Genomic DNA, 10,346 nt, shown 5'->3' with positions numbered 1-10,346 from the left:
CGGTGCCCTCGGGTTGGACGCCGGCGCCGGTTCCCGCCGCTGAGGCGCCGGCCGTCTCACCAATGTCGGCCGCCCCCGCGGCGCCGCCAATGGTGGCCCGCAGCGTTCCCGCGACCACGGTCGCGGGCATGGAGATGCGGGCGTCCGGCGCCGCCGAGTTGCCGCGGGTCAGCGTGTTGCCGCGCGTGGTCGGATGACGGAAGGGAGGGAGCGCTTCCGCGATCCACAGCTGACCAATTAGCAGATACCACAACTCTTTTCGAAGGAGAATGATATGACCGCACGATTCATGACCGACCCGCACGCGATGCGGGACATGGCGGGCCGCTTCGAGGTCCACGCCCAGACCGTCGAGGACGAGGCCCGCAGGATGTGGGCGTCCTCGCAGAACATCTCCGGCGCGGGCTGGAGCGGCCAGGCGCAGGCGACCTCGCTGGACACCATGGGCCAGATGAATCAGGCCTTCCGCAACATCGTCACCATGCTGCACGGGGTGCGCGACGGCCTGGTCCGCGACGCCAACAACTACGAGCAGCAAGAACAGGCCTCGCAGCAGGTCCTGGGCAGCTAGCCAACCAATCAGAACAGGAGATCTTTCGCATGACCATCAACTATCAATTCGGCGATGTCGACGCCCACGGCGCCACCATCCGCGCGCAGGCCGCGTCGCTGGAAGCCGAACACCAGGCCATCGTTCGCGATGTGCTTGCGGCCGGGGACTTTTGGGGCGGCGCCGGCTCGACGGCCTGCCAGCAGTTCGTCACCGAGCTGGGCCGCAATTTCCAGGTGATCTACGAGCAGGCGAATGCCCACGGCCAGAAGGTGCAGGCGGCCGGGAGCAACATGGCCAGCACCGACAGCACGGTCGGGTCCAGCTGGGCCTAGCTACTGGCGTCCGCCTACGGCGTCACCAGGATCTTGCAGTGCCGCTCGGGGTCGGCCAGGTCGTCGAAGGCCTGGCCGACCCCGTCCAGCCCGACCTCCCCGGTGATCACCGGGGTGACGTCGATCTGGCCCTCGGCCAGCGCGCGCAGCGAGTCGCCGAACTCCTCCGGGTTGTAGGCGAGGACGAACTGCACGTTGATCTCCTTGGCGATGGCGAAGAAGGGATGCACGGTGTCGGCCTGCATGCACACCCCCGCGACAACCAGCCGGGTGCCGGGCCGCGCCCGGCGCAGCACGTCGTCGATGATTCCCGGCACCCCGATCGCCTCGAACACGACGACGGGTTTGACGGAGTCGAAGGGCGATCCCTGGGCCGCATCGAGCGTCTGGTGGGCGCCCATCGCGGTGGCCAGCTCGCGTCGCTTCGGCGAAAAGTCCGACGCCACAATGGTCTCGACGCCGCGCGCCCGAAGGGCGGCGATGATGGCGATGCCGATCGGACCGCAGCCGAGCACCAGGGCGGTCTCGCCGGGGGCGATGTTGGACTTGTTGACGGCGTGCAACCCGACCGCCATGGGTTCGGTCAACGCGGCATGCTTGAAATCGAGGCCGTTGGGGATGGCCAACAGCAGTGGGGCCGAGAGCAGCATCCGTTCGGCGTAGCCGCCGATCGTGCTGTTGCTGTAGACGATCGGCTCGACACCCTTGGTGGACAGCAGAACCGGGAGCGAGGTGACCATGGTCCCCGGCGGATGGGTGTCGGTATCCGGACCGGCTTCGAGCACCTCTGCGCTGAACTCGTGACCCATGTAGACGTCGCTGTTCAGGTCGACGCCCATGCCGCCGGCGCCGGCGGCCACCTGGGCCGTCATCTCCATCACCTCGTCGCCGTGGGCGGCGAAATGCAAGTCGGAGCCGCAGATTCCACACGCCCGCACACCGACCAGCACCTGGCCCGGCCCGGGCACCGGTTCGGGCACATCGTCGCGGTAGACCATCCGTCCGTTTCGTAACACCGCAGCGCGCATCAGCTTTCCACGCCTTTCTGCTCGTCGACATGTTCGGTGATGGCGTTGACGATGGCCTCGCCGGCGCGCCCGATCAATTCGTCGCGTTTGCCCCTGGCCCAGTCATGAGAGGAACGGGACGCTTCGAGCTGTCCCTTGAAATGGGGAATCACCTTGCGGGCCATCAGGTCATAGCAGTGGTACGTCGCTTCCGGCGAGGCCCAATCGTGGCCGAGCATCAGCAGCGTTCCGAAACCGCCGGACCGTTCGAGCAGGTCTTCGATGTGCGCGATCGCGTCGTCCGGCGTGCCGATGCAGCAATTGCCCTGGGCCGCATAGTCCGCGACGAACTCGCGCGGCGTCTGCGCCTCGCCGTCGACCGCGTTGGACAGCGGCACGAAGCCCGCCGCGCCGAAGTAGTTGGCGAAATCCTTTAGCCCGTAGGTGCAATCGTCGATCGCCTGCTCGCGGCTGTCGGCAATGTGCATGATGCTCAAGACCCGCCAGGAAGCCCGGTCCGGCTCGTCACGGCCGACCTTGGCGGCCTGCTCGCGCACCACCTCCCAGGTGTTCTCCAGCGCGGCGTAGCCGACCGGCACCGACATCGACAGCGACAGCAGCGACGTACCCAGCGCGCCGGCCAGCCGCGGACCGGACGGCGAAATCATTGCCGCCGTGGAGATCTCGGGGTAGGGCCAGGTGAACGGGCGGATATGCAATTGCGCGTCGCGCAGCGTGAACCAGTCGGTGTGGCGGTCGACCCGTTCGGACGGACCCGCGCGGAACAGCGCCAGGATCGCCTCCAGGGATTCCTGCATCATGTGTCGCTGATCGACCGGGTCGATGCCCATCATGTACGCGTCCGACGGCAGCGCGCCGGGCCCGGTGCCGAACATGACCCGGCCGCGGGTCAGGTGGTCCAGCAGCACCCAGCGGTCGGCCACCATCAGTGGATGGTGATAGGGCAGCGACACCACCCCGGTGCCCAGCCGGATGTGCTTCGTCCGCTCCGCCGCGGCCGCGATGAACACCTCCGGGCAGGCGATCAGCTCGTAGCCACCCGAGTGGTGCTCGCCGAACCAGGCTTCGTCGAAGCCGAGACGGTCCAGCGCGACGACACGCTCCATGTCGTATTCCAAAGCGACCGTGGGTGATTGGCCGATCGGATGAAACGGCGTGATGAAGACGCCGAAACGCAGCGGGAGTCCCATTACCATTCCACTCCTTTGAGGAACTCGAGCAGTGCCGCATTCACCTCGTCGGGCCGTTCCTGCTGCAGCCAATGCCCGGCCCCGTCGATCATCACCTCGCGGTACGGGCCGGAGATCACCTCCGAAACGCGGTCGCGACTGGTGAAGGACAGCACCGGGTCGCCGGTTCCGGCGATGAAGAGGCACGGCACGCCGATCTTCGCGCCGTCGAGTTCGGCGGTGGTCTCCCAGTTGCGGTCGAAATTGCGGTACCAGTTCAGGCCGCCGGTGAATCCCGTGCGGGAGAACTCGGCGATGTAATGGTCGAGCTCGTCCTGGCTGATCCAGTCCGGCAGCCCGTCCGGCTCGGGAAGCCGATCGACGAAGCCCTCGGGCCCGGGAGCGGCCATCCGCATCAGCGCGTCCGCGCCGCCGGAACCGTTCAGCCCGCCCATCATCCGTCGGATGGTTCGGGCGGGGTCGCCGCCGAGTTCGGCGTCGGCGACGCCGGGCTCCTGGAAATAGAGGATGTAGAAGAAGTTCTCGCCGAACAGCTTGCGCCATGCCCGCGTCGGCGCCACATGTGAGCGGGGCAGTGCCGGCACGCTGAGCGCGGCGACCGCCGCCACCCGGTCGGGGTGCAGCAGCGGCGCATGCCACGCGACGGGCGCACCCCAGTCGTGTCCGATCCACACCGCGCGCTCGGCCCCGACGTCGTCGAGCAACCCGACCAGGTCGGCGGTCAACTCGTGAATGTTGTACGCCTCGATCGAATCCGGACGGGACGAGCCGCCGTAGCCGCGCTGGTCGGGCGCCAGCACGTGATAGCCCGCCGCGGCGAGGACCGGTATCTGGTGTCGCCAGGAATAGGCCAGCTCGGGAAAGCCGTGGGCCAGGATGACCACGGGCGCGCCGCGGTCTCCCGCCTCGGTCACCCGCAATTGCACGCCATTTGTGTCTACTAACCGCTGGGTCGACGAAAGCACCGTCTCACCAAATCACAAGGACCCCGGGCTGAGAAGGGCTTCTTTATCGCCTGCGCCGCCCCGCCGCATAATTTGGGCATGCGATTGGACCACGTGGTTCTCTGGACGAGGGACGCCCGGGCGGCGATGGGTTTCTACACGACAGTGGTCGGGCTGGCGCCGGTGCGTTTCGCGGAGTTCGAGGCCGGCGAGGCGCCGTTCCCGAGCGTGCGGGTGTGCGACGACTCCATCATCGATCTGATGCCGCTCGAGATGGCTTCGGCCGCGGCGTCGTCCGCGGTGGCCGAGGGAAGCGCCGGCCAACCCGTCAACCACGTCTGTCTCGCGCTGTCGAAAGCCGAATACGAGGCGCTGGATGCGCGCCTGCAGGCGGCGGGTGTGGACACGGGCGCGCGGTTGACGCACAGCTTCGGGGCCCGAGGTTGGTCACCGCAGACGTACTACTTCGCCGACCCCGACGGAAACGTCGTCGAGGCCCGCTACTACGAGTGACGGCCCGCCGACCGTGTCGTTGGCCACGTCGGGAACCAGACCGGGAACTGCCGCTCGTTGTCTCGTGAGGACGATGACGCCCCGGCTCGCCGGGGCTGGCGATCAGCACTAGCGGTAGCCTGGACTTTTGCAGCTTCGTGTATCGGGGAAGGACCTGGCCGGCGAGGCCGATGATTGATGAACCGGAAAAACGTGATTCGCACCCTCACGGCGATCGCCGTTGTGGTGCTGCTGGGTTGGTCGTTTTTTTACTTTAGCGACGACACCCGCGGTTACAAGCCCGTCGACACCTCGGTGGCGATGGCCCAGATCAGCGGCGACAACGTCAAGAGCGCGCAGATCGACGACCGCGAGCAGCAGCTGCGGTTGACCCTGAAGAAGGGCAACAAGGACACCGACAACTCCGACAAGGTCATCACCAAGTACCCCAGCGGATATGCGGTCGATCTGTTCAACGCGCTCAACACCAAGAACGCGAAGGTCAGCACCGTCGTGAACGAGGGCAGCATCCTCGGCGAGTTGCTCGTCTACGTGCTGCCGCTGCTGTTGCTGGTGGGCCTGTTCGTGATGTTCTCCCGGATGCAGGGCGGCGCCCGGATGGGCTTCGGGTTCGGCAAGTCCCGGGCGAAGATGCTCAACAAGGACATGCCCAAGACCACGTTCGCCGACGTCGCGGGCGTCGACGAGGCGGTCGAGGAGCTCTACGAGATCAAGGACTTCCTGCAGAACCCCAGCAGGTATCAGGCGCTGGGCGCCAAGATCCCCAAGGGCGTGCTGCTCTACGGGCCGCCCGGAACCGGCAAGACGCTGCTGGCCCGCGCCGTGGCCGGCGAGGCCGGCGTGCCGTTCTTCACGATCTCCGGCTCCGACTTCGTGGAGATGTTCGTCGGCGTCGGAGCCTCGCGGGTGCGCGACCTGTTCGAGCAGGCCAAGCAGAACAGCCCGTGCATCATCTTCGTCGACGAGATCGACGCGGTGGGCCGCCAGCGCGGCGCCGGGCTGGGCGGCGGCCACGACGAGCGTGAGCAGACGCTCAACCAGCTGCTGGTCGAGATGGACGGTTTCGGCGATCGCGCCGGCGTCATCCTGATCGCGGCCACCAACCGCCCCGACATCCTCGACCCGGCGCTGCTGCGGCCCGGCCGCTTCGACCGCCAGATCCCGGTCAGCAACCCCGACCTGGCCGGGCGACGAGCAGTCTTAAGGGTGCACTCCAAGGGCAAGCCGATCGCCCCGGACGCGGACCTGGACGGGCTGGCCAAGCGGACCGTCGGCATGACCGGCGCCGACCTGGCCAACGTCATCAACGAGGCCGCGCTGCTGACCGCCCGCGAAAACGGCACCGTCATCACCGGCCCCGCCCTGGAAGAGGCGGTCGACCGGGTGATCGGCGGTCCGCGCCGCAAGGGCCGGATCATCAGCGAGCAGGAGAAGAAGATCACCGCCTATCACGAGGGCGGGCACACGCTGGCGGCCTGGGCGATGCCGGACATCGACCCGGTCTACAAGGTCACGATCCTGGCCCGCGGACGCACGGGCGGGCACGCGGTGGCGGTGCCCGAGGAGGACAAGGGCCTGCGGACGCGCTCGGAGATGATCGCCCAGCTGGTGTTCGCGATGGGCGGTCGCGCCGCCGAGGAACTGGTGTTCCGCGAGCCCACCACGGGCGCGGTCTCCGACATCGAGCAGGCCACCAAGATCGCGCGCTCGATGGTCACCGAATTCGGGATGAGCTCCAAGCTGGGCGCCGTCAAGTACGGCACCGAGCACGGCGACCCGTTCCTGGGCCGCACCATGGGGACGCAGGCGGACTACTCGCACGAGGTCGCCCGCGACATCGACGACGAGGTGCGCAAGCTGATCGAGGCCGCGCACACCGAGGCCTGGGAAATCCTCACCGAATACCGTGACGTGCTCGACACGCTGGCCGGTGAGCTGCTGGAGAAGGAAACCTTGCACCGGCCCGAGCTGGAGGGAATCTTCTCCGGCGTCGAAAAGCGCCCGCGGCTCACCATGTTCGACGACTTCGGCGGCCGCATCCCGTCGGACAAGCCGCCGATCAAGACGCCCGGCGAGCTGGCCATGGAGCGCGGCGAGCCGTGGCCGCCGCCGGTCGCCGAGCCCGCCTTCAAGGCGGCCATCGCCGCGGCCAGCCAAGCCGCCGAGGCCGCACGCGCGGAGGCCGACCGAAACGCCAACGGCCCCAACGGTTTTAACGGTGGTCAACCCGGCGGCAATCGGGAGCCCGTCCCGCACGGCCCGACCCAGCCGGACTACGGCGCCCCGGCCGGCTGGCACGCGCCGGGATGGCCGCCGCCCCCACAGCAGCAACACCAGCCGAACTACTGGTATCCGCCCGCGCAGCCCCCGCAGCAGCCTTATTGGCCGCAGCCGGTGCCGAGCTACCCGGGCCAGCCCGGCCCCCCGGCCCATCCGCCCTACCCGCCGTATCCTCCGTATCCGCCGCCCGGCCAATCCCACCCGGATGCCGGAAAGTCCCCCGAGAAAGAGGATGACGACGTGAGCCGGTCCAACCCGCCGGCGCACGGCTGACGAACGGAGATTCGATGGCTCTCGCGGATTTGGGGCCCGATTTGGGGCCGGACACCCGCCAGCAGACTCCGCGCATCCGGGCGTTCGACCAGCAACGCGCCGAGGCCGCGGTCCGCGAGCTGTTGTACGCGATCGGGGAAGACCCCGATCGAAACGGCTTGCAGGACACGCCGGCCCGCGTCGCGCGCGCGTATCGGGAGATGTTCGCGGGGCTTTACACCGATCCCGACTCGGTGCTGAACACGATGTTCGACGAAGACCACGACGAGATGGTGATCGTCAAGGAAATCCCGCTGTACTCGACCTGCGAGCATCACCTGGTCTCCTTCCACGGGGTGGCCCACGTCGGCTACATCCCCGGCAAAGACGGCAGGGTGACCGGCCTGTCCAAGATCGCCCGCCTGGTTGACCTCTACGCCAAGCGGCCCCAGGTACAGGAGCGGCTCACCAGCCAGATCGCCGACGCCCTGGTGAACAAGCTCGATCCGCGCGGGGTGATCGTCGTCGTCGAGGCGGAGCACCTGTGCATGGCGATGCGCGGCGTCCGCAAGCCCGGCGCCGTCACCACGACGTCGGCGGTGCGTGGCATGTTCAAGACCAGTCCCGCCTCCCGGGCCGAAGCGCTCGACCTCATCCTGCGCAAGTGAGTCCGGCGCCCGTGCAGGTGATGGGAGTCCTGAACGTCACTGACGATTCGTTCTCCGACGGCGGGCGCTACCTCGATGCCGACGACGCCGTCGCCCACGGCCTGGCGATGGCCGCCGAGGGAGCGGGCATCGTCGACGTCGGAGGGGAGTCGACCCGTCCCGGCGCCGTCCGCATCGACCCACGGGTCGAGTCGTCGCGTGTGGTCCCCGTCGTCAAAGAGCTTGCCGCACAAGGCATTACCGTCAGCATCGACACCATGCACGCCGAGGTCGCGCGGGCGGCGCTGCAGAGCGGCGCGCGGATCGTCAACGACGTGTCCGGTGGTCGGGCCGACCCCGCGATGGCCCCGCTCGTTGCCGAGGCCGGTGTGGCGTGGGTGTTGATGCACTGGCGGCCGGTGTCGCCGGAGCGCCCGCACGAGGCCCCGCGGTATCGCGACGTGGTGGCCGAGGTGCGCGCCGAGCTGCTCGCCAACGTCGACAGCGCGGTGGCCGCGGGTGTCGATCCCGAGAAGCTGGTGATCGACCCCGGGCTGGGATTCGCCAAGACGGGACAACACAATTGGGCGTTGCTGCACGCGCTGCCGCAGCTCGTCGCCACCGGAATACCGGTGCTCCTGGGCGCCTCTCGCAAGCGGTTCCTCGGCACGTTGCTGGCCGGACCCGAAGGGTCGCCGCGACCGCCCGACGGGCGCGAGATGGCGACCGCGGTGATTTCCGCGCTGGCCGCCCTGCACGGGGCCTGGGGCGTGCGCGTGCACGACGTCCGCGCCACCGTCGATGCCCTCAAGGTCGTCGAGGCATGGACCCGGAATGGCTGATCGAATCGAGCTGCGCGGCTTGGCCGTTCGCGGCCGGCACGGCGTCTTCGAACACGAGCGCGCGACCGGGCAGGATTTCGTCGTCGACATCACCGTGTGGATCGACCTGGCCGACGCCGCCGCGAGCGACGACCTGGCCGACACGTACGACTACGGCGCGCTGGCGCAACTGGCCGCCGACGTCGTCGCCGGGCCGGCGCGCAAGCTGATCGAAACGGTCGGCGCCGAGATCGCCGACCGGGTGATGCGCGACGCGCGGGTGCACGCCGTCGAGGTGGTCGTGCACAAGCCGCAAGCCCCCATCCCGCAACAATTCGCCGACGTGGCCGTCGTGGTCCGGCGGTCGCGGCGCGGCGGTCGCGGTTCGGTGATCCCGGCCGGCGGCGGGGCGGTATGAGCCGCGTCGTGCTGTCCATCGGCTCCAACCTGGGTGACCGGTTGGCCCGGCTGCAGTCGGTGGTCGACGGGCTTCGGGAAGTCGTGGTCGCGGTGTCTCCGATCTACGAGACGGATCCCTGGGGTCGGGTCGATCAGGCGCCGTTTCTCAACGCGGTGCTCGTCGCCGACGACCCGGCGTGCGACGGGCAGGCCTGGCTGAGCCGGGGGCAGGAGTTCGAGCGGGCGGCGGGCCGGGTTCGCGGCGAGCGCTGGGGCCCTCGCTCGCTCGACGTCGACCTGGTCGCCTGTTACGGCGAAGGCGAAACGGAAGTGATCACCCGCGAGCCCAACCTGACGCTGCCGCACCCGCTGGCCCACCTGCGGGCCTTCGTGATGGTGCCGTGGCTGGCCATCGAGCCGGACGCCCGGCTGACGGTCGCGGAGGGGCGGCGTCCCGTCGCGCAGCTGCTGGCCGAGCTGGACCCGGCCGATCGGGCCGGCGTTCGGCTGTCCAACCTGACGCTCAAGCTCGACAAAAACCCGGAATCGGAAACCTGATGGGCCCGACCCGCAAGCGTGACCTGACGGCCGCGGTGGTCGGCGCTGCGGTGGTGGGCTACCTGCTGGTGATGTCGCTGTATCGCTGGTTTCCGCCGATCACGGCGTTGACCGGCCTGTCGCTGCTCGCGGTGGCCATCGGCGAGGCGCTCTGGGCGCGTTACGTGCGGGTCAAGATCAACGACGGCGAGATCGGCGACGGTCCCGGGTGGCTGCACCCGCTGGCGGTGGCGCGCAGCGTGGTGGTCGCCAAGGCGTCGGCCTGGGTGGGCGCGCTGGTGCTGGGCTGGTGGGTCGCGGTGCTGGTGTACGTGCTGCCGCGGCGGTCGTGGATGCGGGCCGCCGAGCAGGACACCGCCGGCGCGGTGGTGGCCGCCGTCAGCGCGCTGGCCCTGGTCGTCGCCGCCCTGTGGCTGCAGCATTGCTGCAAGTCCCCGCAGGATCCGACCGAGCACGGCGAGGGCGCGGAAACCTAGCGCGCCCGGCGGCCCGGCGATCAACCCGGTTGGGAATCGCCGGAGCCGCGCGACACGCGGAGTGACCTCGCGCAGGTACTCTCAGGCCATGACCGTTCTGTCCCGCGGCGCCCGGGTTCGGCGCGGCGGCCGCAGGCCGGGGTGGGTGCTCTTGACGGCGTTGCTGGTCCTCGCCATGGGGGCCAGTTCCGCACTGGTTTTCACCAATCGGGTGGAACTCCTCAAGCTCGCTGTAATCCTGGCGCTGTGGGCCGCAGTCGCCGGCGCCTTCGTCTCGGTGCTTTACCGCCGCCAAAGCGATGCGGACCAGTCCCGGGTCCGCGACCTGAAGCTGGTCTACGACCTGCAGCTGG

At 68.9% G+C, this 10,346-nt stretch carries 13 protein-coding genes and 1 pseudogene; 11 read left to right on the top strand and 3 right to left on the bottom strand.

The features are described 5' to 3' along the window. The 3 genes and pseudogenes from A5655_RS29025 to A5655_RS24870 all read left to right on the top strand — a co-directional run. Nucleotides 1-197 (top strand): annotated as a pseudogene (locus A5655_RS29025) (hypothetical protein); the annotation flags it as partial. A gap of 77 nt (nt 198-274) precedes the next feature. Next, nucleotides 275-571, top strand: a complete 297-nt coding sequence (locus A5655_RS24875; protein ID WP_067015081.1) for a WXG100 family type VII secretion target — start codon at nt 275-277, stop codon at nt 569-571. Nucleotides 572-600: 29 nt separating this feature from the next. Continuing rightward, nucleotides 601-885: a WXG100 family type VII secretion target gene (locus A5655_RS24870; RefSeq protein WP_067015078.1), complete on the top strand. Its 285-nt coding sequence runs from the start codon at nt 601-603 to the stop codon at nt 883-885. Between the two features lie 14 nt (nt 886-899). Here A5655_RS24870 and A5655_RS24865 read toward each other — a convergent pair whose 3' ends face one another. The 3 genes from A5655_RS24865 to A5655_RS24855 are packed head-to-tail and all read right to left on the bottom strand — an operon-like array spanning nt 900 to nt 4,068. Continuing rightward, nucleotides 900-1,913 (bottom strand): zinc-binding dehydrogenase, encoded by a 1,014-nt coding sequence (locus tag A5655_RS24865; protein ID WP_067015075.1) that lies wholly within the window; start codon nt 1,911-1,913, stop codon nt 900-902. Continuing rightward, the gene (locus A5655_RS24860) at nt 1,913-3,103 is read right to left on the bottom strand and encodes an LLM class flavin-dependent oxidoreductase (RefSeq protein ID WP_067015072.1); all 1,191 of its coding nucleotides are present in this window, start codon (nt 3,101-3,103) and stop codon (nt 1,913-1,915) included. The genes A5655_RS24865 and A5655_RS24860 overlap by 1 nt, the downstream gene beginning before the upstream one ends. Beyond that, the gene (locus A5655_RS24855; RefSeq protein WP_156765026.1) at nt 3,103-4,068 is read right to left on the bottom strand and encodes an alpha/beta fold hydrolase; all 966 of its coding nucleotides are present in this window, start codon (nt 4,066-4,068) and stop codon (nt 3,103-3,105) included. Before A5655_RS24855 ends, A5655_RS24860 begins: the two co-directional genes overlap by 1 nt. A 78-nt stretch (nt 4,069-4,146) precedes the next feature. Between A5655_RS24855 and A5655_RS24850 the strand changes: the two genes are divergently transcribed. The 8 genes from A5655_RS24850 to A5655_RS24815 form a co-directional block, all read left to right on the top strand. Next, the gene (locus A5655_RS24850; protein ID WP_067015066.1) at nt 4,147-4,560 is read left to right on the top strand and encodes a VOC family protein; all 414 of its coding nucleotides are present in this window, start codon (nt 4,147-4,149) and stop codon (nt 4,558-4,560) included. A 177-nt stretch (nt 4,561-4,737) separates the two neighbouring features. Continuing rightward, complete coding sequence (gene ftsH, locus A5655_RS24845; protein WP_067015062.1) at nt 4,738-7,113, top strand: ATP-dependent zinc metalloprotease FtsH; 2,376 nt, start codon at nt 4,738-4,740, stop codon at nt 7,111-7,113. Between the two features lie 14 nt (nt 7,114-7,127). Beyond that, entirely contained in the window at nt 7,128-7,760 is a 633-nt protein-coding gene (folE, locus tag A5655_RS24840) for a GTP cyclohydrolase I FolE (protein WP_067015059.1), read from the top strand. Next, nucleotides 7,757-8,581 (top strand): dihydropteroate synthase, encoded by an 825-nt coding sequence (gene folP, locus A5655_RS24835; protein ID WP_156765025.1) that lies wholly within the window; start codon nt 7,757-7,759, stop codon nt 8,579-8,581. Before folE ends, folP begins: the two co-directional genes overlap by 4 nt. Beyond that, nucleotides 8,574-8,978, top strand: a complete 405-nt coding sequence (folB, locus tag A5655_RS24830; RefSeq protein ID WP_067015056.1) for a dihydroneopterin aldolase — start codon at nt 8,574-8,576, stop codon at nt 8,976-8,978. The genes folP and folB overlap by 8 nt, the downstream gene beginning before the upstream one ends. Continuing rightward, entirely contained in the window at nt 8,975-9,517 is a 543-nt protein-coding gene (gene folK / locus A5655_RS24825) for a 2-amino-4-hydroxy-6-hydroxymethyldihydropteridine diphosphokinase (RefSeq protein WP_067015050.1), read from the top strand. The genes folB and folK overlap by 4 nt, the downstream gene beginning before the upstream one ends. Next, a complete protein-coding gene (locus A5655_RS24820) occupies nt 9,517-9,993 on the top strand; it encodes a DUF3180 domain-containing protein (protein ID WP_067015045.1) in 477 nt (158 codons plus the stop codon). Before folK ends, A5655_RS24820 begins: the two co-directional genes overlap by 1 nt. 88 nt (nt 9,994-10,081) lie before the next feature. After that, nucleotides 10,082-10,346: DUF6779 domain-containing protein (locus tag A5655_RS24815; RefSeq protein ID WP_369807246.1), on the top strand; the 265-nt coding region annotated here is incomplete at its 3' end.

This window comes from Mycobacterium sp. 1081908.1, assembly GCF_001673535.1.
Taxonomy (GTDB): domain Bacteria; phylum Actinomycetota; class Actinomycetes; order Mycobacteriales; family Mycobacteriaceae; genus Mycobacterium.
Note: the sequence above shows the minus strand (reverse complement) of the source record. Positions and strands in the feature narration are given on the sequence as shown.

Coding starts and splice junctions, on each gene's coding strand:
- A5655_RS24850 (WP_067015066.1), top strand. CDS start 4,147: ATGCGATTGGACCACGTGGTTCTCTGGACGAGGGACGCCCGGGCGGCG.
- A5655_RS24875 (WP_067015081.1), top strand. CDS start 275: ATGACCGCACGATTCATGACCGACCCGCACGCGATGCGGGACATGGCG.
- ftsH (WP_067015062.1), top strand. CDS start 4,738: ATGAACCGGAAAAACGTGATTCGCACCCTCACGGCGATCGCCGTTGTG.
- folK (WP_067015050.1), top strand. CDS start 8,975: ATGAGCCGCGTCGTGCTGTCCATCGGCTCCAACCTGGGTGACCGGTTG.
- folB (WP_067015056.1), top strand. CDS start 8,574: ATGGCTGATCGAATCGAGCTGCGCGGCTTGGCCGTTCGCGGCCGGCAC.
- A5655_RS24820 (WP_067015045.1), top strand. CDS start 9,517: ATGGGCCCGACCCGCAAGCGTGACCTGACGGCCGCGGTGGTCGGCGCT.
- folE (WP_067015059.1), top strand. CDS start 7,128: ATGGCTCTCGCGGATTTGGGGCCCGATTTGGGGCCGGACACCCGCCAG.
- A5655_RS24865 (WP_067015075.1), bottom strand. CDS start 1,913: ATGCGCGCTGCGGTGTTACGAAACGGACGGATGGTCTACCGCGACGAT.
- A5655_RS24860 (WP_067015072.1), bottom strand. CDS start 3,103: ATGGGACTCCCGCTGCGTTTCGGCGTCTTCATCACGCCGTTTCATCCG.
- A5655_RS24870 (WP_067015078.1), top strand. CDS start 601: ATGACCATCAACTATCAATTCGGCGATGTCGACGCCCACGGCGCCACC.